The sequence below is a fragment of the Vibrio sp. HENC-03 genome, from assembly GCF_000305755.2.
Classification (GTDB): Bacteria; Pseudomonadota; Gammaproteobacteria; order Enterobacterales; family Vibrionaceae; genus Vibrio; species Vibrio owensii.
The window spans coordinates 95,502-120,186 of record NZ_JH976079.1 but is presented as its reverse complement, the minus strand read 5'-3'; the positions used below and the strand labels follow the sequence as shown (position 1 = coordinate 120,186).

General features: G+C 43.6%; 20 protein-coding genes. All 20 read right to left on the bottom strand.

The features are described 5' to 3' along the window. Positions 1-2: 2 nt before the first annotated feature. The gene (locus VCHENC03_RS17875) at positions 3-833 is read right to left on the bottom strand and encodes a hypothetical protein (RefSeq protein WP_009705308.1); all 831 of its coding nucleotides are present in this window, start codon (positions 831-833) and stop codon (positions 3-5) included. Then, positions 834-1,124 (bottom strand): PAAR domain-containing protein, encoded by a 291-nt coding sequence (locus VCHENC03_RS0125535; RefSeq protein WP_032802378.1) that lies wholly within the window; start codon positions 1,122-1,124, stop codon positions 834-836. 12 nt (positions 1,125-1,136) lie between these two features. Continuing rightward, the gene (tssI, locus tag VCHENC03_RS17880) at positions 1,137-2,972 is read right to left on the bottom strand and encodes a type VI secretion system tip protein TssI/VgrG (RefSeq protein WP_009705307.1); all 1,836 of its coding nucleotides are present in this window, start codon (positions 2,970-2,972) and stop codon (positions 1,137-1,139) included. 50 nt (positions 2,973-3,022) lie between these two features. Further along, positions 3,023-3,502, bottom strand: coding sequence for an Hcp family type VI secretion system effector (locus VCHENC03_RS17885; protein ID WP_005426862.1), 480 nt, complete (start codon positions 3,500-3,502; stop codon positions 3,023-3,025). 207 nt (positions 3,503-3,709) lie between these two features. Next, complete coding sequence (tssH, locus tag VCHENC03_RS17890) at positions 3,710-6,274, bottom strand: type VI secretion system ATPase TssH (RefSeq protein ID WP_009705306.1); 2,565 nt, start codon at positions 6,272-6,274, stop codon at positions 3,710-3,712. 10 nt (positions 6,275-6,284) lie between these two features. Continuing rightward, positions 6,285-7,247: a type VI secretion system baseplate subunit TssG gene (gene tssG / locus VCHENC03_RS17895; protein WP_009705305.1), complete on the bottom strand. Its 963-nt coding sequence runs from the start codon at positions 7,245-7,247 to the stop codon at positions 6,285-6,287. After that, positions 7,244-9,067 carry a type VI secretion system baseplate subunit TssF gene (gene tssF / locus VCHENC03_RS17900; protein ID WP_009705304.1) on the bottom strand — a complete coding sequence of 608 codons (1,824 nt, stop codon included), beginning with the start codon at positions 9,065-9,067 and terminating at the stop codon, positions 7,244-7,246. The genes tssG and tssF overlap by 4 nt, the downstream gene beginning before the upstream one ends. Next, complete coding sequence (gene tssE, locus VCHENC03_RS17905) at positions 9,064-9,528, bottom strand: type VI secretion system baseplate subunit TssE (RefSeq protein ID WP_005426975.1); 465 nt, start codon at positions 9,526-9,528, stop codon at positions 9,064-9,066. The genes tssF and tssE overlap by 4 nt, the downstream gene beginning before the upstream one ends. 8 nt (positions 9,529-9,536) lie before the next feature. Then, positions 9,537-10,334 (bottom strand): type VI secretion system accessory protein TagJ, encoded by a 798-nt coding sequence (locus VCHENC03_RS17910; protein WP_009705303.1) that lies wholly within the window; start codon positions 10,332-10,334, stop codon positions 9,537-9,539. A gap of 9 nt (positions 10,335-10,343) precedes the next feature. Then, positions 10,344-11,855, bottom strand: coding sequence for a type VI secretion system contractile sheath large subunit (tssC, locus tag VCHENC03_RS17915; protein ID WP_032802377.1), 1,512 nt, complete (start codon positions 11,853-11,855; stop codon positions 10,344-10,346). An 81-nt stretch (positions 11,856-11,936) separates the two neighbouring features. Next, the gene (tssC, locus tag VCHENC03_RS17920) at positions 11,937-13,430 is read right to left on the bottom strand and encodes a type VI secretion system contractile sheath large subunit (RefSeq protein ID WP_005426776.1); all 1,494 of its coding nucleotides are present in this window, start codon (positions 13,428-13,430) and stop codon (positions 11,937-11,939) included. Further along, the gene (gene tssB, locus VCHENC03_RS17925) at positions 13,430-13,960 is read right to left on the bottom strand and encodes a type VI secretion system contractile sheath small subunit (RefSeq protein WP_005426987.1); all 531 of its coding nucleotides are present in this window, start codon (positions 13,958-13,960) and stop codon (positions 13,430-13,432) included. The genes tssC (VCHENC03_RS17920) and tssB overlap by 1 nt, the downstream gene beginning before the upstream one ends. A 15-nt stretch (positions 13,961-13,975) precedes the next feature. After that, positions 13,976-15,115, bottom strand: coding sequence for a type VI secretion system protein TssA (gene tssA, locus VCHENC03_RS17930; protein ID WP_009705301.1), 1,140 nt, complete (start codon positions 15,113-15,115; stop codon positions 13,976-13,978). Further along, on the bottom strand, positions 15,108-15,902 hold the full coding sequence (locus tag VCHENC03_RS17935; RefSeq protein WP_009705300.1) for a PP2C family protein-serine/threonine phosphatase: 795 nt from the start codon (positions 15,900-15,902) through the stop codon (positions 15,108-15,110). The genes tssA and VCHENC03_RS17935 overlap by 8 nt, the downstream gene beginning before the upstream one ends. A 10-nt stretch (positions 15,903-15,912) precedes the next feature. Continuing rightward, a complete protein-coding gene (gene tagF / locus VCHENC03_RS17940; protein WP_009705299.1) occupies positions 15,913-16,608 on the bottom strand; it encodes a type VI secretion system-associated protein TagF in 696 nt (231 codons plus the stop codon). Next, positions 16,590-20,108 (bottom strand): type VI secretion system membrane subunit TssM, encoded by a 3,519-nt coding sequence (tssM, locus tag VCHENC03_RS17945; RefSeq protein WP_009705298.1) that lies wholly within the window; start codon positions 20,106-20,108, stop codon positions 16,590-16,592. The genes tagF and tssM overlap by 19 nt, the downstream gene beginning before the upstream one ends. 14 nt (positions 20,109-20,122) lie before the next feature. Next, positions 20,123-21,412, bottom strand: coding sequence for a type VI secretion system protein TssL, long form (gene tssL, locus VCHENC03_RS17950; protein WP_009705297.1), 1,290 nt, complete (start codon positions 21,410-21,412; stop codon positions 20,123-20,125). Between the two features lie 14 nt (positions 21,413-21,426). Next, positions 21,427-22,752: a type VI secretion system baseplate subunit TssK gene (gene tssK / locus VCHENC03_RS17955; RefSeq protein ID WP_083481816.1), complete on the bottom strand. Its 1,326-nt coding sequence runs from the start codon at positions 22,750-22,752 to the stop codon at positions 21,427-21,429. Between the two features lie 20 nt (positions 22,753-22,772). Then, positions 22,773-23,228: a type VI secretion system lipoprotein TssJ gene (gene tssJ / locus VCHENC03_RS17960; protein WP_009705295.1), complete on the bottom strand. Its 456-nt coding sequence runs from the start codon at positions 23,226-23,228 to the stop codon at positions 22,773-22,775. Positions 23,229-23,237: 9 nt separating this feature from the next. After that, on the bottom strand, positions 23,238-24,407 hold the full coding sequence (gene tagH, locus VCHENC03_RS17965) for a type VI secretion system-associated FHA domain protein TagH (protein WP_009705294.1): 1,170 nt from the start codon (positions 24,405-24,407) through the stop codon (positions 23,238-23,240). Positions 24,408-24,685: the final 278 nt, after the last annotated feature.

Sequence of the window (24,685 nt, the reverse complement as noted above, 5' to 3'; positions counted from 1 at the left end):
AGTTACTCACTACCCCAGCGGTAAGTAGCGCCGACAGCATACCCACCACGCTCAATATCAAGCTGAATACCTGAATAATTTTTATCGTGTGTTTCTTTCGGTTGCAGGCAAGCACAAATCGCCTTCAATACCCCTCCATTCGCCCCTAAAGGGCCAGTCGTAGTACCTATTAGCCGATAGGAGGTGTCTCTATTAACCCAAGGAGAAAGGAATTGAATTGAATCCAACCACACAGGCTCATTGCCTTCGGCTGACAACATCAATTCATCAAGCTTCTCTACACACGACTTTCCAAGTTGCTTAACGACATTTGAAACAGCGGTGTTGTTATTATCGAATTGAAGATCAATTGCGATCTTATTGAATATAAGCCCTTGTTTTTGCTCGGAGCAACGCGCGACAACTAATGAGTGATGCTCCCCTTTAGCATCGGCAACATGTAAAGCGACAATCCATAATGGTTTAGTTTGTTTTACTGATCGTTGGATGCGACTCAGTGCCATCAGAAAAGACGCGTTCCCATACGGATATAACGCCAAATGTTGTGGTTCTACTCGTTGAAACACCGAAAGAAGCAGCGTTGTAATACGTTGAAGATCAACCTTGTCCGATAGCTTTGGTAACAGAAGATAAACTTGCCCTTCGACACCACATTCAGACAGTGCTCTCGAATAGTGAGTTAATCTGTCATAGGCAGGTAGGGCTGAGCTTTCCCTGGCTTGTGGAATCAGTTCATTTTTTTCTGATGGCCTTAGCGTATTGTTTGCCAATTGCTCTACAGAAAACGCTTGATCGCCCAGCATACAAAGTTGGGATTGAAACAATAGCGCCATTTACCCACCAATTAATATTGCAGAGTTACCGGCAACAATTTTACCGCCATGCGCAGTCGAGTCTCCCAGCCTAGCCGCAGGTTTTCCGTTGATTTTGACGCTCGAAGACCCGGATGAAATAGTGTCTGGAGGCCCCACACAAGACAGCTTGTCTCCCTGACGCGCAGCCGGAATACCTGAAATCTTCACGTTTGGAGAACCGACAACGACAGGACCACCTACATGAGAGACTTTGTTTGTTTTTTTGGGGCAAACATGGTGACTCCCCAATACCGCGGCTGGTTTACCCATATCTGCTCACCTTTAGTTAAGAGAAATTTGACCAGCTTTAAGTGCTATGGCTGAACCATTAATAGAGATCTTGTTGCCTTTAATGTTGATCTCCCCAGAACTCGACATTTGTATAGATGCCCCTCCTACCTTTATTTCAATGCTCTTACCTGCATTAACGACAAGTGCTTCACCGATATCAACCCCTTGGTTTTTGCCTACTTTCTGACTTGCGTTATTACCAACCTCTTGCATGAAATCATTGGTAATCCTTTCACTTTTATTGTTCTCTACAGCAATATCGGCATTGTCTTCTACCACCATTTGAAAGAGTTTCTCAGCATGCAAATACACATGTTCTTCGCCGGGTTTGTCTTCAAAACGTAGCTCGTTGAACTTATCGCTACCTTTTTGTACTGAACGGGACTTATAGCCGCTTTGGGAAGCTTGAGCAGGTAATTGATAAGGTGTTAGCTGGGTACCGTTATAAAGAGCCCCGGTTACGATTGGCTGATCTGGGTCTCCATTTACAAAATCGACGATAACTTCTTGTCCGACTCTTGGATGGAATACACTCCCCCAGCCATTGCCGGCACTCGCTTGAGCGACTCGAATCCAACATGAACTGTTCGCATCATATTGACCTTCACGATCCCAGTGAAACTGCACTTTGATTCGGCCAAATTTATCAACGTAGATTTCGCCATCTTTGTTTCCTGTCACAATTGCGGTTTGCAAACCTCTAATCTGCGGTTTAAACCTCTGCATTTTTGGGCGCAGAATGGTGTTTGAGTCAACGCAATGAAACGAAACTCTCACACCTTGTGACGACGTACCGCCCTGTCCCGTTTGGTTAAATACCGCAGCAGAAAGCGCGACAGAAGAAAGCACATACTCTTTTCCTACTCGAGTCTTATCCTCATGCTTTTTAAATTTAAAAAGTTTGCCGACAGCGAATGTTCTGCAGCTCGATTCACCACTGCATTGATAAACGTCTTGCTGAAGTGATTCGATCGCGTGTGTATTTCGCAACACAAACTCATCGTCAGTTTCTGCTTCAGCTAAGTATTCGTAGTGCTCACTATTTGGCACCGAAAACAGTTGTGCAGATCCACTAGTTAGATTCTGTGGAGGTGATAAAGGCTTGAGCATATTAAAGCCGGACTTGTGTGCGGCTTTTGTCGTCAGTATTTGCGTTTCATTCCAAGAGTAAATGTGGCTTGCTTGACCTGTTCCCGTCGTATGTTCGACAAGAAACTCTGAGCCTGGTATGTAAAAGTTAAGATCATCAAACAATTCCAGTATGTGTGCTGAATTTGTATGTGAGAAGCAGTAAGCAATCCCTTCTTCAGACAGAAGTCGTTCAATAAATGCCAGATCAGATTCCTCATATTGAACTTTATAAGTATATTTAGAGTACGACTTGGTAAGCTTTAGGCTAAAGCTTACGTCATGCTCAGATAATACTTCCGACACAATTTCTTTAATGTCTTTGTTTTGAAAAATACGAGAGTGGACTCGATAATCGGCAAAGCGAACTTTAGGCTCAATAAGTAAATCGATATTTCGATAGTTTTCACCTTGATGAGCGGTGGTCACCCGAGAGCCTGTTAACTTAGCTCGTGAGACGACACCATGAAAGTAACGGGGTTGAAAGCTAACACTTGGATCATTGTCCATAGCGATAACAACCTCTTGGCCAATAATATTATTCAGCTCTTTGTGTTGCCCGTTGAAATAAGCTTGCGCATGTAATGAAAAAAGATCTGATACTTTTTCCTTATATTCAAATGAATTTAGAATAATGGCATCTGTACCAAATGGTGTAGAAATACGAATAAAGTTATTTTTCTGTGTCGCTTTTTTCATTAGATACTTCTTTATAAAATAGCGGGAAGCGTTGACTTCCCGCAATTCAATTACATTTGTTGACCTTTCACACCGCTGTAGCCATATACTAATGGTGCAGATGTGTTGTTCTTATCGTCAGTTGGTGTCACTGTCATCATCATTTCAGTGTATGAAATAGTGATAGTTTCAATTGGGCGGTCATCTTGAATTGACACTGAATAGTTTGAAATCATTGCATCTGTAAGCTCGATTTTCATGATTTCTTCCACTTTCTCACCTTGCTTGGTGATGTGGAATACAGCTGGTTTACCTTTACCAATGGTCGCTTCTTTAAATAGATCCGGTGACGCGCGGTCTTGAAGCTTAGTGATTGTCAGGTCGTATAGACGTGTTGCACTTGCTTCACGGTCCATAGCAGTACCAGTGAATGATGAAATTTCACGACCAACACTCCAATCTACAGATAGTAGTGTAATTAGATCCTTGTACTGCTCAGCAGTTGCTTCACCTTTAATATCTGCATATTTAAGATACGTGTTAGACTGCATGCTAATCTCCTATAGCATTATTAATGACATATTGCTTAATGTTTTAATTATCTATTCTATTTTGATAATTAATGATTGATGTATCAAAAACTTCATTTTAAATACGCTCTTTTATATCTCTAATTAAGAATTTAATTAAGCGCTATTTCTGATCAAAAATGTTTATTATGAAGCGACTCTCAAATAATTTTCACTTTAGAAAAAGTGTTAAACAAGTGAGACATTTAATGAATTAACAGAACCTTCGACATTAATTATTTCAAATGTCTTACCATTAAGAATAGCGTTCAATATTTCATGAGAAACCTTCGGTAATAGCGTATTTTCAATGGTTGTTTGCACGACTCTTGCCCCACTCCCAGACTCGTTACTGCTATTCACTATGTCGGTTATAAGGGCGTCACTGAAATGAAGTTCAGCCGAATAGTGTTTTTCGATCCTGTCTGACACTTTTTTCAGCTTGAGGCGTGTAATTTGGGCCAGTACTTCCTTATCCAAAGGCACATACGGAAGGACATTCACTCTTCCCAAAAAGGCGGGCTTAAAGTCGTTTAGTAAGTCATCGTGTAGTGCGCCTTTTAGTGTACTTGGATCAGGAGCAAGTTCTGGGTCATCGAACAGTGACATGGTGGTATCCGTCCCTGTATTCGCCGTCATGATGATAATCGTATTTTTAAAATCGATGTCTCTGCCTTCGCCGTCCTTAATTATCCCTTTATCAAAGACTTGGTAGAAAATATCTTGAACTCCTGGGTGTGCTTTTTCCATTTCATCCAGCAGTATTACACTATACGGCTTACGTCTGACGGCTTCGGTTAATACACCACCTTCACCATAACCCACGTATCCTGGAGGAGAACCTAACAACAATGAGACCTTGTGTTCTTCTTTGAACTCCGACATGTTGATTGTGGTAACGTTGTCCTCACTACCATACACTTTTTCCGCAATCGCTAACGCAGATTCCGTTTTACCCACACCACTTGGACCAGTTAATAGGAACACACCGTTTGGCTTGGATTCATCAGTCAATTGCGCACTCGCCGTTTTGATCACCTCAGACATGATTTCTAGCGCGTGGTCTTGACCAACAACCCTCTCGATTAAACTTTCTTTTAGATTTAAAACGGCTTTTATTTCATCATCTTGCAGTTTGCCTAGTGGAATCCCTGTCCAGTCTGATATCACTTCAGCAATCAGAGCCTCGCTAACATGGGAAAACACTAAAGGCTGCGCACTCGCGTTTAAGTCGCTTTCGATTTCCATTAATTTTTTCTTATCTTCACTTAATGGTTCTAGAGCAATTTTTTCGCGTAACGCTATCGCTTGTTCAACCCACGTTTGTTCTTTGTTCCATTGCAACTCCAAGTCAGAGACCTGAGTAGATAACTCATCAATATCTCGTCTTATGCGCTGGACTGATTCAGTATTCTCCGAGCCAAATTGAAACTCTTTCTCAAGCTGCTTTAACTCGTCTTGTTTAAGTTGAACAGATTTCCTTTTGCTATCGAGCAACCCCGGAATGGCATTTTGGCTCAAGGCTACGCGGGAACATGCAGTATCTAAAACGGAAACGGCTTTGTCTGGCAACTGCCTTCCATTTATGTAACGCGAGGAGAGCTGTACAGCGGCTTCTAAAGCATCGCTGGTGATGTAAACACCATGGTGTTCAGCCATAACACTCAGTAGTCCACGTAACATGTTTACGGCAACCGCTGGCGTTGGCTCTTCCACTTTGACGACTTGAAATCGTCTTGTCAGGGCTGCGTCTTTCTCAAAGTATTTTTTGTATTCCGCCCAGGTCGTTGCTGCTATCGTTCGCAGCTCACCTCTTGCCAGAGCAGGTTTGAGAATGTTCGCAGCGTCACCTTGACCAGCTTGTCCGCCACCACCAATCAAACCATGAGCTTCATCAATGAAAAGGATGATTGGCGTGGAAGACTCGTTAACCTCTTTAATTACGTTTTTTAACCGATTTTCGAATTCGCCTTTCATGCCCGCTCCTGCTTGAAGCAGAGCCATATCAAGAGACTTAATTGAAACGCCTTCTAGCGCTGGAGGGACATCTCCGTCGACGATCTTTTGAGCCAGTCCTTCGACAACCGCTGTTTTACCGACCCCAGCTTCACCTGTCAGAATTGGGTTGTTTTGACGCCTTCTAAGCAAAATATCAATCATTAGACGGATTTCATTCTCTCGTCCAACTACTGGATCAATCTTCCCTGCCTTTGCTTGTTCAGTGAGATCCACGGTGAACTGATCCAACGCCGCGTGCGGCCCTTTAGTTCCAGTAACGCCGGCTTGATGTGGCGAATTCGCCTCTGATAATCCAAGGAGTGTACTCGCCTCTACTTTGTCTAGCTCTGTACTGACTTGGTTCATCACGTTCGCCAAGCTTTCATCGGACAAATAAGCACTTAGCAGATGGATACAATCAAGATCCGTTGCTTGAAACTCAATCGTGGCGACCATCATGGCGTTTTGCATCACCGAAACTGTATGTGCTGAAAGTCCCGGAACTGACTCACAACCTGTTTTATACTTTTCTAATTGAGATAGTAGCTGTGATTCAACTACCTGCGCATTGACATTAAATTTATCGAACACTTCAGCATAGATTTGATTGGGATTTTGGACGATGGTGAGTAACCAATGCGTCATTTCAATACTATGGTGGGTACGCGAACTGGCCATAGCGGCTGCTTGCTCAAGTGTTTCTCGTGCAACAGGTGATAACCTTTCGACCAACGCTGAAAGTGAGAGTAAAGCCATTTTGATTCCCTTAAATGGTAATTGTTATTTTTCGATCTTTGGTTCGTTTATGTTTTGCCAAAACGGTTCCTATCCCTAATTGACCAGAACCTTTAACAAGACAAACTTGAGGTAAATGTTTATGACGTGTCGTGAGCTTCCAATTAATGCGCTTATGCTTACCAACATAGTCCTGCACAACTGACTTTATGGTTGCTAAGCTCGATTTATTTGGCAGTAATTGCTCAACCTGTAATGTGTTCGTCGGAAACAGCTCAATCGTAATTCCTGCATTGATATTCCAAGCCTTGGCACCGATAGAAGCTCCTCGCCCCAATTGGGCAAACTGCCCTTCAGGCGATGATCCCCCAGCGAGTTTAGTTTGCTCATCTTGCGATACACTCATCCACTGCCCCTGAAGCTCGTGTAATCTAGCTTCACAGTCTGTTAGGTGTTCAATTAAGTCTTTTAGCGCACCTCTACCGCGACCTTTCTGCGCAAACAATCCTGCATAATAATTGTTCAGGCGCTTTTCATGCCCAGTTACCGCTTCAAGACTGCTCAATAGAGGTGCTCGATTGCCCTTATTGTGCTCACGTGCTTGCACCGCAAATTGACTCAACTGCCAACTTCGGTAGTACAATGACAACAAGCGATGATTGAAAATGTTATAAAAATCAACCATTGCACCATCACCGGCCTTTTCACGCCCGATAGCCAATTCACTGTAGTAGCTTGGTAAAACACCTTGCTCACCCGTTAAGCCAAGCAAGTTCGTTTCTAGGAAAAATTTATGCTCAGAAAGTGTCGCATTAACCAGTTGTGCATTCTCATAACCCAATGAGGCGTTTACTTTTAACTCAAGCTTCTCTTTCTTGGGTAACTCATCCGAACCTAGTTGAGCTTGCGAACGAAGTAACGTTTGCTCGATTAGGTGAATCGCTTCGAACAACGGTCGCTTTTTCAGCTGAATTAAGAACTCTTCTGGTTTCATAACAAAGCTTTGTTTCCGATCAGTGCTGGCCACCGATGAAATAACTGGCCTGTCGATTTAAGTTTTACTTCTAACTGCGTAAAAATGTTTACTTCCGCAAACTGAGAGAAGTACACCGACAAGACGCAACCTAAAAGGAAGACTTGCTCTTTAGATATCATTTGATCAGAGACGGTCAACATGAGCTTAACACCATGAGCAAATCCAACTTTACCCTTTTCGTTGACCCTTCCCGTTGTTTGCTGATACTCGAAATTTACGAGAGCATCGATCAGCGATTTCGTTTCCGCAGTACCTGTAAACGCATACAAGTTGAGTAATTGCTTGAGCGTAGAGAGTCCGTCCTCATCGGTAAAATGAGTCAGGGTAAGCAGTTTGGTTAGTTGCCAACGCGTGCTCTCATCCATTTCCGGCCTCACCGTCTCAGACAATGAAACAAGGCATCGAAGCTCAGCAAAATTGTCATTAACACTCGGTAGCGAGACCTCTGGCAGGCCGCCACCAAAAGGCAGTTTCTGCGGTAAGTTTCGATTGCAACATTCCGCCTGTACGTACATCAGCCAGTTTTCACGACTTTCAGGAGCAAATAGGCGGTGCTTTTTATCCACGAATGAAATGTAGCTTTCTCGGCCCGGTTCATCGAACCCACCTGCCCAATTCTTATCCTCTCGCCTCATGACCCAAAAAATCTCGCTTTTGTTCATGTAATGGGTGTGTTCACCGGCAAAATAACTGGGCAAGTTCTCGTATGTTTTATTCCAATTTCTAAGCGTGACATTCGAAATAGACACCACTTCGTTGCTCTCTGCTTCTTGGTATTGTGGAGACAGTTGGTATTCGTACTCGGCTGGCTCTAGTCGCTTTGGCTCCATTGTGGTTTTGAACAGATTGATGATGGGAACACAACCTAATAACACACTGTCTTTGTCAACTTGCTTTGGCAGCCAGTCATCATTGCAGTCAAAGTAGAAGTTGAGTTCCAACTCCTCGTTAATACCTAACTTTTCGAGATTTAAGTCAACGACATCAAAGAACATAAACTTCTCAGGGAAATGTAAATATTCCACCAACATCCTCGAGGAAGAAAAGCTTCGCTTGCTGTAGGGCACGACTTGTTGACTATCTATAAAACCGACAGCTTGGCGGTGACGTGGAGTATACGAAGCCTGCTCACAACCATTCACCGAGACAGAGATCCCGATTAGGCTTTGGAACAATAGCTGATATAACCGTTGAGTAAACTGTGCTTGGCCATTGATGTAGAATCTGAGCGTCTCGACTCCCACCTCACTTAATGCAGACTCACCGTCATTAGCATTAATCTTTACCTTAAGTACAGATTTAGACGAACGCTCCCAAGGAGAGCCAATCGGCTGTATCGGGGCATTTTCAAAAGTTCCTGCCGATATATCGAAGGGATACATTCTTGTCTCATAACACGTTCTGAATTCACATTCTTTGTAACCCGGCGCGCCAACCATCACCTTTTCCCCCTTAGAAACATCAATGGGAGCAGAGGTCGACTCATTACATTTCATTTTAATAATCGACATTGAAGGGATTGGCGCATGAAAATCCGGATGCAATTGCCCCATCAAAGATTCTGTAAACTGCGGATAACTGTTATCGAGACTTTGACGTATACGAGCTGTCATGAAAGCGCAGCCTTCAAGAAGCCTCTCCACATGAGGGTCATCGACTTGCTCTTCACTGATCCCCAATCGAGAAGCAATTTTGGGGTACTGCTCGCCAAACTCTTGCCCTTTATGGCGTAAGTAAGCTAACTCTCGGTTGTAATACTTAAGGAACTCGTCACTCATTTCATTCTGCTCAACTTCATGCCTAAACTTACGGGTTCTACTTCTGAGTTAAATGTCACTTCGTGTGTGTTATTGCCAATCAGACAAGTCGCGCTGATCTTTAGTCTCAAGGTTCTGTCTACTGCACTCTTTTCATCTAGAATGCTAACGTTCGGGCTTTCTAGGCGAGGTTCAAACTCTAAAATCGCATCACGAACGATCTCACACAGTTGATCTTGCCCCTGCTTGCTGCTGTATGGCATAGACGAAAAGTCAGGTAATCCATAATTTAAAATTGAGGACTTTACTTCTCTGAGATCATCCGAAATTTCCGTCCAACCGATACGGCTGTTCAGCATGGACTCCAAATCTCTTAGAAGATTGTCGACCAATGCTTGCTGACCCAACGGAAAATCCTTGTCTTCTCTAAGATGTGGATCGTTATCGATAAGCTTGTCGAGTAAAGAAGCGACCAATGGCATAAAAACCTCTATGCCAATGCCTTGCTTTCTGACAAGGTGTTCAGCTCAAAGATAGGCAGTGCTTTATCACCGACAAGCCAACATTTTTGACCTAGGCCGACAAACAGTTCACTTTCACCTAATTGTCTCCAATCTGTTCCTCGGCCAAGTTTTTGCGCGTCGGTAATGGAATCAATGTAAGTCAGAGGCATATGTCCCTCACCTTCACCCAAGCCTTCAATGTCAAACTCAACAGGTCGCCAGACGTGTTCAAGCATCGAGCTCGCTTGTTTTATGTCTAGCTGCTTAATGTTTTTGATCGGCACCAGAAAGTAGTTACCTGCCGTCGAGAAAAGTTCGATGTATCCGGATAAACGATCGTCAATATCTCTCACATCCTCAAACTCTCGAGTTCCTTGTAGGAAAGGCTTTTGCACACGCATGTTTTCCAGTGACTGAGCGAGTTCATAGCCATGGTCAAACTCTTCATTTTTGATGGCTAAATTAAGGTCTACAACAAGCTCGTTGGCCTGCTGATCAAATTCAATAAACTGTGCAGTGGCAGCCCCACCAGTAAAGTCTTTTCGCGCTTGTGCCGCTTTCACCATATGGCGTAACTGACTCGCACCAGATAAATATTCAGGGAACAATTTTATCGACTGTATGAGCTGATCGTCAGCACGTTCAAAATCACCGTCAATACACAACAGTTCAATAAAAGAACTGCGTAACCCTGCATCTTTTGGTGAAGCTTTAATGTCTTCGATAATCAGTGTTATAGCCTGTTGTAAGTTGCCCTCAGAAAGCGCATTTTTCCATGTTTTCATTGTCTTCCCTTACACCACTTTTTCTGGTGATAATTCCGTAATAAGTTTGACTGCCGACACCATCTGGTCGAGTTGAAAATGAGGCCGTAAATGAACCACCGAATAATAGTGTCCGGGGGAGTCACGTTTTTCTTTAACGCTGATGTTTGCCTCATTTAAAGGGTACTTTGCCCTCAGTTCATCCGAAGCTTCGTCAGAGGCTGTTGTGTATTGATGAAGCCACTTTTGGAAGTCTCGTTGGATTGAATCTGCATCTTGATAACCACCGATTTTGTCTCGTCCCATGACCTTTATGTAATGGGCGATTCGTGAAACACAAAGCGTGTATTGCAGCATCGAGGTCAACTTGGCGTTCATAGTGATATGCTGCTCTTCGAACTGTCTTGGCTTATAAATGGACACGCTGGATGTCATCCCCACCATGTAGGTTTCTGCAACCGGTGACATGGTGATAAACCCACAATCCGATATTTCTTTTTCTTTGCGCTCTGAAACTTTTAAGTTCAAAGGACTTCTATCGCGGGTATTTCTGCTGGTGAAATGCACTGAACTTCGCGTGGGCGCTAAAATTGCTCCTTGTGTGTAATCGCCTTGCTTAACGCCCCTCATGTGAGTAAACCAGCCATGTTCTTGATACGTTCGAATTGCAATCGCAGCGAAACAAAAAGCGGCACTTCCCCACTGCAATTCGCGCTCAGAATCATTTATAGCCTCTTCGAAATCAAACCCTTCTATACGAGAACCGTCTCTGGTATAAGGCAAGCGAAACAACACGTTTGGTGCAGCAACACCGATGAATTTCGCATCTTCCGATTCTCGTAACTTTTGCCATTTTATGTACTCAACTTGTTCAAACTGAGCGCCGATATCTGTGGTCGATGACAACTCTGAAAATCGATTAACACCAAACACACTTGGCTGTGCAGATAGAATGAATGGACTGAATGCCGCTGCCGCAGTTTGCGCAACCTTACTTAACACCGTTAAATCTCGATCAAAGTGATTTTTCGCTGGGTCATGTCTTAGTTCGTAATCACCGATCACCACCCCAAAAGGCTCACCACCCGGCATGCCATATTCATTCTGATACAACAATTTAAACAGCGCAGATTGATCAAACTCGATGGCTTTCAGTGCGTCTTTGCTGACCTCATTCCATGTTGCCGAAAGTACTTTTATCTTCACAGGCTCACTGGATTGGCTAGCAGTTTGCTCACACAGATAGCGAACACCTAACCATGATTTTTCCAATGCTTGAAATGCTTGATGATGAATAATCTCATTCAATTGCTCTTCCAATATTTGGTCAATCTGATCGATTGCCATCAACACGCTATATCGAAAATCATCAACAGTTGAACTCTTTGTTCCCTCTAGCCAAATTTTTGCCGAATGTATTGAATCTACTGACTCGACAAACTGGGTAACCCAGTGACTATCAAGTTCCGCACACCCAAGTGGACTGAACTCGTGTTTCAGTTCACTTGGGTCTAAGAAATTCAATGTCATATCGTTAACCATTCCAAATCGTCATTTTTTATACTCAATCTCTCTTCCCAAGCGTGGAAGGAGTGGTTGACCCAAAGGCCAACCACCTATTATTTAGCCACCCGATTGAGGGATCTTTGCGACCAGGCGTAATGACGTGGTCAACTCTTCCATTTGCAGCCAAGGCTTCAACCATGCCACAGCATTGTAGGAACCTGGCGCACCCGGAATTTCTTTCACCTGAACACGAGCATCGGCAAGTGGGTATTTCGCACGGATTTCTTGACCACCACCTTCTGAGGCATTCACGTAGCTTAAGATCCAGCGGTTTAGCCACGACTCCACGTCTTCAGCTTCCATAAAGCTACCAATCTTATCGCGCGCCATGACCTTCAAGTAATGAGCAAAACGTGACGTTGCCATCATGTAAGGTAAGCGTGCTGAAATGGCCGCATTCGCAGTCGCATCAGGAGAATCGTGATTGGCTGGTTTTTGGCAGGTTTGTGCACCAAAGAAAACCGCGTAGTTGGTATTCTTATAGTGGCACAAAGGAAGGAAACCAAGTTTACCTAGTTCCGCTTCGCGTCGGTCCGTAATGCCAATTTCTGTCGGGCATTTCATATCTGGGTCGCCGTCATCGCTCATGAAGAAGTGCGTCGGTAGATTATCTACTCGGCCACCACCTTCTGCACCACGTATAGCGGTACAGAAGCCATATTTCGAGAATGCATCGGTAAGCTTAGCTCCCAGCACATAAGAAGAGTTCATCCAACAGTAATCATTATGTTCAGCATTCGTTGCAATACCCGACACTGAGTCAACGTCAAACTCTTCAAAGCCAAACTCTTCCACCGGCGAAGTTGCTTGTCCATAAGGCAAACGCGCCAATACTTTTGGCATGGTTAAGCTTACAAAACGAGAATCTGCGCTTTCTCGGAAAGAACGCCATTGAGCATATTCCAGTGATTCGAAAACTTTGTCCAAATCGCGAGGTTTAGAAAGCTCTGTCCACTCATCAAAACCAAACAATGCAGGTGAAGCCGCAGATAAGAATGGAGAGAAACCAGACGCGGCCACATTAGACATTAAGCGAAGTGATTCAATGTCTTCTGGGTGATTCGTAAATTCGTAATCACCAATCAATGCACCATATGGCTCACCACCGGCACTGCCGAATTCCGACTCATAAACTTTTTTGAAGATCTGGCTTTGATCAAACTCAACCGCTTTACTCAAATCTTTATGAAGCTCTTTCTTCGTCATGCTGATCATGCGTATTTTGAGTGTCGAACTAGTATCTGAGTTCATTACTAGGTAGTTCAAACCACGCCAAGATCCTTCAAGTTTTTGCAGTTCTGGATGGTGCATGACTTCAGACAGCTGTTCAGAAATCTGACGATCGAGTAAGTTGATCGCTTCACGGAAAGTCACGGTTAGGTTCTTATTCCATGAGACCGTGCCTTTCATTGCCTCTTCAGTTAACGTCTTAATCAGCTCTTCAGCACGCGAAGCTTCTGTTTGCTTAGTTGCGCCAATCGCTTGCTCTAGAAAAGAGGAAGTCTGCTCACCAACGGTAGGATCAAGCTGCTTTTCAATTTGCGTTGTCATCACTTCACCCCCTCTGGATTATCCGTTGGGTGAGCGTCACCTAGTTTTAGCTCGCCTGCCAGCTTGGTTAAGTTATCCGTGTTGTTTAAGACATCTTCAAGGATATTTTCCAACTCTTCTGAACGATCCACCTTGGTCATTAGGTCACGTAGCTTATTGCGTGTTTCCATCAACTGGCGCAGTGGGTCAACTTGATTAACGATCGCTGCTGGCTCAAAGTCTTGCATCGACTTGAAGCTCAGATCAACTTCAAATTGAGAGTCATCTTTCGCGAGTTTGTTGGCAACCTTAAACTTCACTGATGGGTTCATTTTCTTTAGAACGTCATCGAAGTTATCTCTGTCGATCTGAATAAAGCGACGGTCTTTGAGTGGCTTCAGCGCTTCCGTATTTTGTCCTGCGAAATCGCCCATTACACCAACAACAAAAGGAAGCTCTTTTTTCAGCGTTGTACCTTCAGTTTCAACATCATAGGTAATGTGAACACGAGGCTTCCTTACTCGTGACAGTTTCGAGTGGATACTCGTCATACCGTTCTCCCTTTCTTAATTTTCATTTTGTTCTGCTATGCCAACTAAACGGAAATAGCTTCTCTTTGCATCTCCGTCGGAGATCAATTCCGCCAGTAATTCCGGCAGAGGCATTCCACACCAACGAATGATTTGTTCGATGGAGTAAGAAACTGGTGAATGAGGCTCACTTTCTCTAAAGAAGTCTGCCACCTTTTGTAACTGCTCAATCGCCTGTTCACGCGATTGCATGTTTGTCATCAATAAAGCGCCGTTTTGGTTCTGTACCGTTGGTGCTTCCTCATCCTCAGTCGGTTCGAGCTGGATAACTTCAGTCACCTCTGATGGAGCTTGAAAACGAACGCCCAACAGATGCCTTAATGCCGAATGTATTGAATCTAGTTTCTTGGAGATGTATGAGCTCGGTGTAACGTCCCCTACCGCATCATCAAGCTTTTGACTAAATTGGCTAAACGCAGCCATCGCAAACTCAAGGTCAGAGATAAGTTCACGATAGAACTCATCAGATGTAGATTTCACCGTGTCGTTAATCTTGGACATTTCAACAGCACCCTGCTCAACCTTGTAGCGGCGCTTGTCTTCATCAAGTCTCTCTAACTCAATCGCTTGCTGATATTCCCAAAAGGCGTACGGTTGCTCTACCCCCATGTCAGTAAGGGGAATGGATGCTAAAGGAAAAATCAACGTTCCTTCACTATCGATACCATTTAGGCCAATAATGGAAGAGATACGCGTCTCCATTCCGTCTTCATCAGGCATTGGATACAGTTGTTCCCAAAAATTGTCGATGAAGTTTGAGGCAATTTCATAGCCAACCCCCATGCCACGAAATCCATAAAGACGCGTGAGGGCTTCGATTAACCATGCAACAAATTCTAAGTCTTTTGATTGGCGAGAAAGAATATCCGGAACCTCGTCAATAAAGACACGCCACAAGTTAGTGTGCGTTAATATGCTCTCTTCTTCGATAATCGCATTGCGCTCAGCATTACGTGCCGCCATTCGACTGTCTTTTAAACGGTAGTATGCTGATTGAGGTGACACGTCTTCACGCGGATCTACACCTGTTGGGCGCTCTTCTGATACTGGCAATAGAACCGGAGCCAACCAATCGAATACCCTGCTAGAGTCAGATACACTTTTTGGATCAACCATTCGCCTTGTTCCTCAAGAATACTGGGATAGTGGCATCGTCTTGTGTTCGTCCGTCTAGCTCGCTTCTCTCACAACAGGCTTTGATCAAAGCACACGTGACATTGTCACTCGCACCTCTCACTAATGCAGAATGCATCAAAGCTAAGCCCGCCTGATTAACCGAGTCTGCATAAAGTGTCTTGTGCATCTCATCGTTGGTGAGTTCTTTTGATAATCCATCACTGCACAAAAGAAATTGGTCTCCGTCTTCAAGCTGGCCTGATACTTGGTCTATCGTGACTATTTCGTCCACACCAATCGCTCGTGTAATGACATTAGCCAGTGGATGTGACTCTGCATCCTCAAAAGCCAATAGACCTTGCTCAACCAAATCCATGACTTGACTGTGATCTCTGGTTTTTTGGGAGAAGCGACCTTCTCTGAGTTGATAGATGCGGCTGTCTCCTACCCATAAACAGTGGAAGTAGCCATCTTGCACAAACAATAAGACAAGAGTCGTTCCCATGGTTTTGCCCTCTAAGTGGGCTTGGGCGTAATCAAAAATCTCTTTGTTTGCTTGCTGGACAACCTTTCTTAGTTCATCGATATTCGTCGTTTTGCTGTCTTTAATATGGCGAGCAATACGATCCACTAACATCTGACTCGCAATATCCCCCGCACTGTGTCCACCCATTCCATCCGCTACAACCCAAAGCCCAGCTTCAGACATCTCAAGCAAGGCATCTTCGTTATAAGGTCGCACTTTGCCTGGGTGCGTCTTAGCAAAAGTAAAGTAATTCCAATTCATTCTTCGCTTCCTACCAGTTCCACTTTTGCCAATTGCCGTCTAGCATTGCGGAATATTGTCCTATCGAGGGCAAGCCAGATGTCACCAACATGCACGGTTCGATGTTGTCCGAACCGTCTGTCCACCAAAAGCAAGGCGTTTTGTAGTCCTTACCAATCATTCGATTCAAGAGGCTGTTCACTGATAGCTGCGACGAACGCTGATAAATGACGGACAGTTCACTTTCATAAACCATCGTTGGAACTTGGCTTACACCTGCTTCTTCGGCAGATAGATTGTCAGAGTCTGTCAGCCCTTGTGCCCATGCATCGAAAACAAATTCATCACTCAATACGGCAACTGCAAGGTTTTGGCTATGCTGTGTCCAGTCACTCTGTTGCCAATAGTTCACCGCAGGTCCCTGTACTGCGCGCGCCACCGTAAAAAAGAAATAGCGACCTGACGAATCCACGCTCGGAATGACACTGCCGATATAAGTGGCGTCTTCCATATAAGAAACATCAAGCGCAAAATGCCAGATAGGAGCAGTCAAAAAATACTCGCTCCAATTTTCCCCCAGTTGCTCACGGCTAACGGCAATCACTGCTTGCTGCCAGTCGTGCCAACGACCAGTAAATTCTTGGGACAAACCGTCTTTAACGAAATCCCCTTTAGCCGGCATTTTCCCTATGTATCCCCAAGAAGAAGTTAAAGCGTTTGTGGACATCGGAACCTCTCCATTTCATTTGACCAGAATGGGTTTACCGTGCTCGAAGGGATCAGCTCCAGCTGAACTTTATTACCATTGAGATCAATCATCACGATGTTGTCTTTTCGTGACTCCGGACGCGCTTTAAGCGATTGGTCTAGCAATCTAAAGATGCCCCATTCACCTTCATATGTATGAGCAATTTCTCGCTTTGATTCCGGCGGCGTAAATACGATTCGAGTTTGATCTTGACCTGCTGGCCAACTTAACGATTTAGCACGTGCTGGACCATGTTTATAAACGAGGTCTTGTTCACCTAACTCCAATACAAAGCGAGTGATATGTTGGTCTAGATAGACTGGCTTCATTCCAAACTCGACTCTCAGCGAGTTATCAGATTCAAAGAAGGTTTGTCTAATGCGCTTTGCTTGTTGAAACACCGCTAATGTTTCAGGTCTCACACCGATTTCTTTCTCAAGTTTCCAGCGTCTAGAGGAGGTGTCCACAAATGGTTCGAGATACTCTTTAAAGAAAGAGTCCATCGTTCCTCCGTAGCCGAAGAAACGTTTAAAATCTTTAAGTCGCACTTCCTTGGCCGCATTTGAAACAAAAGGATAACGTCCCGCGATAGAACGACGATACGGTTTTACTACTTGCGTTTGCCAAAGTTGGTTTAGGTGATCTTTAGAGCCACTCTCAGCAAATTTCACTGACTCTTGAGACAACTCACCTAACCATTGATTAAAGGGCTTTGGTAGCAACTCTCGCGCCCGCTCAAAAGAAACTGCTACATCTTGGGTAACCGTTCCATCCAGAATACTCTTGTAAGCAATCTTTTGATTGTTCCCTGAGCTTGATAGATCAGACAAGTAAGAACGCAGATTAACCATTGCTTGCTGAATGTCGTCAAAATCTTGCTCATCCAAACGTAGAATTTCAGTAAAGTGTTGCTCCACCTCTTTCCCGGGCAAGGCTACGTTAAATGCATTTTCTTCAGGTAAATACAGATCGAGCTTGTCAGCCGTGTTTGAAAACTTCACCTTGGCTACATTTCCCGCAACTTCAGAAGCGGCTTTTTGGTTTTCTGACAAAACCACTTTCGTTAAGCCCACTTCTTTTTGAATCGCACGCAGTAGTGATTCAATTGGCCTTTCGACACCAGAGAGCACCCTCGCCTGAGCGGAAGCCAACTCTAAACTTGGCGCCTGTTTAAGCTGGATGTCTTCAATCAGGTTTTTCCACTCATTGATATAATCTTGGTAATAGCGCTCTTGTACACCTCGAATAGCGCTTGCATGGTCAATTTCATGCGCTTTTAAATCGTCCCCATAGACCCAGTTTTCCTCCATCAAACTTTTTACCGTGCGGTTAATTTGAATTTGAAAAATGCTATGGAATCCGTTGTAAGTGTAAAAACCGGAAATGCCTTGCGATAGTGGCTTACCACTGTTTCGTTCGAACTGATCTAAACCCTTCGGCCCTAGAACGTCAGTCAACCTAAATGAAGGCACATGGCTTTTCGCAAACTGCAACTTCATACGTTGGTAAGCACGCTCCGGCAAAGACATTTGTGTTAAGACTTCTCGAGCCTCCGCTACCGATGATTCGTCGTAAGAAAGCCCTCGCTCATTGCTGTCCAGCAAGTTTCGAGTGTGCGTCATTAAGCGCTCTCTTAGCACCTCATTAAGTACACCTGGGTAATGACGTTCATAGTAGAAACCAAACCAACTCAGAACTTCCTCTTGCTGATATTTATTTGGGTTAAACAGCATCAAATAAGTTTTGAGTGTTTCGTATAGATATTGACGATGCTCTTGGTTTCCTTCCATTTCAGAGACAAAACTCTGAAGCGCCATTGGGGCAAAGTGCTTATTTAACGCAGAGGTATAAGCGTTGTTCGCCGCTTGAGAGACCTTATCCCCTTGATATAGGCCAAACTTTTTGATCGCCGTTTCGTCTTCATAATCGCTTTGTTTACCGAGCGGTAACATCATGATGCGATCAAGCGTTTCTATTGCACTGATAATATCTGAATCAAAGTCCAAGCTATCCGCGCCTATCATTGCGTTGATATGGTCAGTCTGCTTATTGGTTTGATTAATAAGGTTCACGTTCCACTGGTAACTGGTGAACCAAACGCCCGAGGCACCTGCCAGTGCCACTGCACATCCGATGTAAACGCCTCGATGAAGCCAACTAGACTGTTTTTGATAATGACGATTCACCGTACCAAGCAATTGCTCTTTGAAAATCACTCGATCAAATAGGTTTTTGACAAAGTAACTATCAGAACTTCGACTGTTCATTGATAGCCCAAGCTTGCCAAGTCCCAACCCACTTGTGGATTCATTCATTAAACGGCTAACAGGGATCCCTTCTTGAAGCGAACTCACCATAAACACACCACGGATGAGCGTCGGTTCTTCAAAGCTGTTTTGAGCAAAAGTATCGGTTAAAAACTCGTCTAAGTTTGCCTGTAGTACACGCAGCTGTTTCGGAAACTCGAAGATAAGCGCACGCTTATCAAGATCATCTTCAGTTTCAAGGATCCTCAACATTCGAGCATCAAGACGTTCTAATAGGTGATGAAACTCTTTATTAAAAAGAGAAATAACGCCTTTCTCATCCTCGCAATCTTGAGGGAACATAAAACCAAAGAGATCGTCTCGCTCTTCTTTACTCAAGTCAGAAAAAAACTCATTAAACCCCGCGACGAGATCCATCTTAGTAAGCAGTACGTAGATTGGAAATTGCATGCCTAATTGATTTTTCAACTCTTGTAAACGAGCCTTAATTGCTCTTGCGTGCAAGCTGCGCTCAGTGCGAGTCTGCGACATCATGCTGGCCAAACTCACCGTCACGATAGCGCCATTGATTGGTCTCTGAGTTCGGTATTTTTTAAGTAGTCCAAGGAAGCCGTGCCAAGCCTTTGAGTCGACCTTTTCCTGACTGTCTTGCGTGGTGTAGCGCCCTGCAGTATCAATTAACACCGCTTTGTTCGCGAACCACCAATCGCAATGTCGAGTGCCACCAACCCCAGCGACCGAATCTGTACCCATTGACTCAGCCAAAGGAAATTCCAAGCCGGACTGCTTGAGAACCGTTGTTTTACCCGTACCAGGAGGACCAATCAAAACGTACCAAGGCAATTCATAAAGGCTGCGTTTTCCTTTATGCGTTTTAGTCACGACTTTAATTGCCTGTTCAATCCTATCTTGCAAGACATTGATTTCAGAAGCGGCTTCTTTATCCGATTGAGAGTCAACTTCTAACAAAGTCTGAATACTCTCGTCTTCTTTTACTTTTTGCTTGTGTTGTTTCGTAAGATTGAAGATCCCCCAAACGAAAACCAACACCAAAATACTGACGAGACGTTGAAAATCCGTCTTTAAAGGTTCATAACCTGCAACGGTAATTAGTGGCCCAACAGCCCATATAAAGATTGAACAAGCAGCGACACCAACTAAGCCAATAAACCAGCGTTGAGTAAAGATTTTGCCTACTTCTCGGATACTCATTTATCTCACTTTCCTTAGTTCGCAACCATTAGATCAATTTCGATTCGGCGATTAAGCGCTCGGTTCTCGTCGCTAGTGTTATCTACCAACGGCCTCGCGTCCCCTAACCCCTCAGGCAACACACGTCCCTTTAAAGCACTATTCGCAATCAACTGCTCAGACATTGCGGTAGCTCTTGCCAGAGACAGGTGCCAGTTGGAAGGATATTTGCTGGTAAAAATTGGCTTGTCGTCGGTATGTCCTGTGACCAAAATTTTCCCTTCTGTCGCCTCTAAGGTTCGAGCCAATTTGGATATCACGGGTTGAATGTACTCAACAACCTCGGCACTTCCAGACTCAAAGAGATCTTGAGCTTTGATGGAGATTCGAACTCGGTCTGGAAGCGCATCGACCGTGACTAAACCTTTGCTGATTTCTGTTGCGAGATACATGGAAATGCGTTCAGCGATATCGGTAACTTGAGAATCAGTTTGAACCGTTGATTCAACTTGTACCGGAGCGATCAAGTTGATCAAGTTGGTAAAAGTTTGGTTGGAGGCTTTGTTAAGGTCATAACTAAAGTACATAAAAATACACACCAACAAAGCAAGTGTGACCGAGCAAACAACCCACAAAGGCGCTCGTTCAGAGATTTGCGCACCATTAAGAAGACGGGCTTCGACATTATCATTCAAGCCTTGCTGTAGACCTCGGCCATGATTCTTGAGCGTCGCCATCACCTGCTTTCTTAAACGACGATGTGCTTCGAGTCCGTTCTTCTCTAGTCGATATTGACCAACAAAGCCCAAGGACAAGCAGACATACATTAATTCAAGAAGATCTAAATGAGACTCAGTAGAAGACATACACTTCTCAAGGTGTTGATAAAATGCCTCACCACCTTGGCTGCTCGAATAAAACGACGTTAATAATGAATCGTGGCTCCAAGCAGATTGGCTACCCCAATTTGTATTCAATACCGCTTCATCAATTGCACAACACAAACAGTAACGTGCCGTATCTATCGTTTCTAAGTTAATATTTTTCTGACGTAGTCGATTCTCGTAATCTCTTAATTTCTGCGCTAACGTTTCTTTTAAAAAGAACACATCAGAGTGCGTCGCCGTTGCTCTTATCTGACCAATGATAGAAAGGATGCCATTAGCCTCCGCCAGTATTGGGTTAGTGCCAAAGGCGACTACCGTGTCATTGTTCACAACCTCGGTGCTTTTTGAAATCACCACGGTGCTGTCTGCCGATTGTGGCTGAGATACTTTGGCTACTGGCCTTCCACCTGGCGTTGGCTTAATAATTGTCTGTTCCATAGTGACTTCACCCGTTATTGGTTAATGCTCCAAAGCTCAATATCTGCATTCGGAAATTGGCCAGATAACTGTAGAGCGATGCCACCACTCTCTTTTAACCGGTTCCAGAAAGGTCCTTTTTTGATGACTTCAAAATAGACGTACCCGGTTTGATAAGGAATCTGCCTCGGAACAATATTGAGTGGCGCAACATTGATGCCATTGATCTGGTTGTTAATGAGGTCACGAATTTGTTCTGCTGGCCCAAACTTAAGTTGCGCAGGTACCAATCGTCTAATCTCGTCAGTGCTCGTATCAGCCTTAACAGCCAATACGAACTGACTGGAATCAAGTAGTCGCTTGTCTGGTAATGGTGTGACGTGTATACCGAGTTGGCGAGCCTCTAACGGTAACTTATTAGCGGTCTGGTCGAGTACAACGCTTAAATATTGGCTTAACACTTGGTTAAGTTCCTGAACAACAGGAGTCAGGTTTATATGATCATAATCAGACAACGCAGGGATACGTTTCGTCTTGCTTGAAAATGTCGAGAGTTCGCCGACGTAGCCCTTCAATAAAGTAATAAGCTCGAGCGGATGAATTTGATCTAATTTTCCTAGGTGCTTAAGAACCATCTCATATCGGTTTAGCATTTGTAGCATGATGAAATCCACCGCTGATGCAGAAGCCATCTTTCCTTGAAGCAGGCGTTGAGAGACGACATCAGCACGAATCTTAGTCATTGCAGAGACGTTTTTAAGACAGCTCATCATGGCTTGATCATTAAGCGCATTTAGGTTCGGTGGCGTGAATTCATCATCCAAGATAACAACACCTTCACTTGTTACCTCTTTAATTTTTAGAATAGGCAATTCAACAAAACCAGAAAGCTTTTCATTGTTCGCTTTCAACGCCATGTTCAATGATGCGACTTGAATACACTCTTCGTCTTGACCTGTCTGAACATCAATAACATCAATATCTTTCAACAAATATCGCGACACCAAGCCTTCGCTAACATCAGCGACCATTTTTTCTTTCAAGCTCTTCGCCGGCACGGTTAACTTAACGAGCGTGCCTTGCGTACCTTTTTCAATGCTCAAAGGGCTGAGCTCAGCGTTCGTACTCTGTAGCTGGACGACCGTCATATCAGGCAGAATTGCGTCTATACTCTCAACTTCCACCAGCCCTTCTTTAAGGCTGTTTGAGTTAACACGGACTTTGTAAACGCCCCAATTATAAGGGTGTTGAAAGCGATTTAGCCCCTTGAATTCTTGTTCTATCGCACGTTCGCTTTGTTGAAAATGTTGAGGACGTAAAAACATCCCCTCACACCATGCTGTGCGGGAGTAATGTGTCATGGTTTTATCACCAATCAAGATTAGTTAACGAACAAAGACAAATCGTCTAGTTGAATTTGGTAGGTGTTGTACCCGGTTTGATCAACCTTAATCACCTGTCGCCAATTTGAGTTTTCTATATCTCGAAAAGCCGCAACTAAGCCGAGATATTTCGTCTTAGCAGACATACTTGCGTGATAAACCTCTTCTTGGCCAGGCGTTAGCGATATCTCATATTTGTTCACTAAATCTGGCCCCAAAACTGTGTCGTAGTTTTCGTATATTGAAAAGAAATCTTGGCTTTCAAACACCGTCGAAGAAGTGAGCTCAAACACATAAATAACGACTGGAGAAGGTCTGCCATTTGAATCAGGGTTGATGTTGTGTTTTGCAGCTAGCTCTAAATCAGCGTAAGGGGCAACCAAAAGGTTTGCAGCGGAGCAGCCCGCAAGTAGTGCAGTTAAAAATAGAACTAGAGTTTTCATTGTCGCTTTCATCATCATCCCTTAAATTTTAGCTTTTAGCGCACTTTCATAATGCTTTGCAAAATCTTCTAAATAAAATGGCGATTCTTTATTTATAACTTCATCTGTCAATTGATGATGAATACCTTCAAATTTTTTCCAACTGCATGCATATTTTCTCGCCGGAATTAATTTATTTAAGATACTATCATTGGACATCGCATCAGAATAAATCGTTGCTGGCTCTACTAATGACATAACACTTGATACAGTACCCTCGACACCTTTCATTAAGGCACGCTCATGATTTTCAATATCAAAGAATGCCTCTTTTATCGCAATATCAGCTCGCATAAAACTTGCCGACTGGCGATTATATAAATTATGAATTGCGTCTTCTAAATTAGCAGAGAACTTTAACGGGTTATTTTCAGATTTTCTAAATGCCGTATGATTCAAACGATTATTTTGTTTAAACTCGGCACGATTGTGTAATGTTTCCATTAAGCCTAATAGCATCAGGGAAAACGATTGACCTAACTGCTCAAACCATTGCTCACTGCCTTCATCCGGGACCATATTTGGGTTGATACCCAAACCTCTAATAAAAGCCTGTGCATTTTTCTCATCGAACTCATGTGAGATTGGAGTATGGGAAGGCAGCTTTTCTTCTTCTCGGTCATCTTGAGAGTGGGATGTAGGTGCATCTAAAAAGTCATCCATGAGACCGATATCTAGTTGAAACTCGGAAGAAACGCTCTCTTTTAATAGATCTGAGGCATTCAAACCAAAGTTGTCGTGAGCCAAGTTTTCAATAGCAACTTTCTCACCTACTTCATTGATTTTATTAGCCTCATTTAAAGAGTCGTCAATTCGACGCTCTTCAAGGTTGACTTGAATTTGATAATCGCCGAGGGTCACTACATCACCATGATTCAGTGCTAATTCATTTCCTTGACCAACAGGGCTGACTGCGTTGTTTACAAAAGTGCCATTAGTGGAGAGGTCTTTAATCAAATATTTGTCACCAAACTTGATCAACTCTCCATGCTTACCTGAAATGACTCTTTCAGGGTCTGGCAACGTCCAATCGCACTGTTCTGAGCGACCAAAACTGACTTTCTCATGCTCGCCTGTCGCGTCAAAAATGAATTCGTTGTCTATCTCTGGTGTGAACTTATGAAAGCTCGTAATGGTTAAAACCAACGTCATGTAAACCTCGCCAAAGGAACTGCTTAATATATAAATTTAGTTCTTAATAGTTAGGCGACATCTTATTAACACTAAAGTTAATAATGCCTAATCAAATAATAATTAGATTTCACGAACGGAATAATGAATTAAATTTACAGCAAAGCAATCGAGGATTATTACCCAGAACAAAATATACAACGAGGTTCAAATTTTTGACGCTAAATTTTTCATTCGTCAAAAAACCGATGTTAGCTTTACCGAGAAATCAACATTTAACTATTTTTCATTAGTTGATG

Excerpts from the sequence above, each read along its gene's own strand:
- VCHENC03_RS17875 (WP_009705308.1), bottom strand. The coding sequence starts at position 833 with ATGGCGCTATTGTTTCAATCCCAACTTTGTATGCTGGGCGATCAAGCG.
- VCHENC03_RS0125535 (WP_032802378.1), bottom strand. The coding sequence starts at position 1,124 with ATGGGTAAACCAGCCGCGGTATTGGGGAGTCACCATGTTTGCCCCAAA.
- tssI (WP_009705307.1), bottom strand. The coding sequence starts at position 2,972 with ATGAAAAAAGCGACACAGAAAAATAACTTTATTCGTATTTCTACACCA.
- VCHENC03_RS17885 (WP_005426862.1), bottom strand. The coding sequence starts at position 3,502 with ATGCAGTCTAACACGTATCTTAAATATGCAGATATTAAAGGTGAAGCA.
- tssH (WP_009705306.1), bottom strand. The coding sequence starts at position 6,274 with ATGGCTTTACTCTCACTTTCAGCGTTGGTCGAAAGGTTATCACCTGTT.
- tssG (WP_009705305.1), bottom strand. The coding sequence starts at position 7,247 with ATGAAACCAGAAGAGTTCTTAATTCAGCTGAAAAAGCGACCGTTGTTC.
- tssF (WP_009705304.1), bottom strand. The coding sequence starts at position 9,067 with ATGAGTGACGAGTTCCTTAAGTATTACAACCGAGAGTTAGCTTACTTA.
- tssE (WP_005426975.1), bottom strand. The coding sequence starts at position 9,528 with ATGCCATTGGTCGCTTCTTTACTCGACAAGCTTATCGATAACGATCCA.
- VCHENC03_RS17910 (WP_009705303.1), bottom strand. The coding sequence starts at position 10,334 with ATGAAAACATGGAAAAATGCGCTTTCTGAGGGCAACTTACAACAGGCT.
- tssC (WP_032802377.1), bottom strand. The coding sequence starts at position 11,855 with ATGGTTAACGATATGACATTGAATTTCTTAGACCCAAGTGAACTGAAA.
- tssC (WP_005426776.1), bottom strand. The coding sequence starts at position 13,430 with ATGACAACGCAAATTGAAAAGCAGCTTGATCCTACCGTTGGTGAGCAG.
- tssB (WP_005426987.1), bottom strand. The coding sequence starts at position 13,960 with ATGACGAGTATCCACTCGAAACTGTCACGAGTAAGGAAGCCTCGTGTT.
- tssA (WP_009705301.1), bottom strand. The coding sequence starts at position 15,115 with ATGGTTGATCCAAAAAGTGTATCTGACTCTAGCAGGGTATTCGATTGG.
- VCHENC03_RS17935 (WP_009705300.1), bottom strand. The coding sequence starts at position 15,902 with ATGAATTGGAATTACTTTACTTTTGCTAAGACGCACCCAGGCAAAGTG.
- tagF (WP_009705299.1), bottom strand. The coding sequence starts at position 16,608 with ATGTCCACAAACGCTTTAACTTCTTCTTGGGGATACATAGGGAAAATG.
- tssM (WP_009705298.1), bottom strand. The coding sequence starts at position 20,108 with ATGAGTATCCGAGAAGTAGGCAAAATCTTTACTCAACGCTGGTTTATT.
- tssL (WP_009705297.1), bottom strand. The coding sequence starts at position 21,412 with ATGGAACAGACAATTATTAAGCCAACGCCAGGTGGAAGGCCAGTAGCC.
- tssK (WP_083481816.1), bottom strand. The coding sequence starts at position 22,752 with ATGACACATTACTCCCGCACAGCATGGTGTGAGGGGATGTTTTTACGT.
- tssJ (WP_009705295.1), bottom strand. The coding sequence starts at position 23,228 with ATGAAAGCGACAATGAAAACTCTAGTTCTATTTTTAACTGCACTACTT.
- tagH (WP_009705294.1), bottom strand. The coding sequence starts at position 24,407 with ATGACGTTGGTTTTAACCATTACGAGCTTTCATAAGTTCACACCAGAG.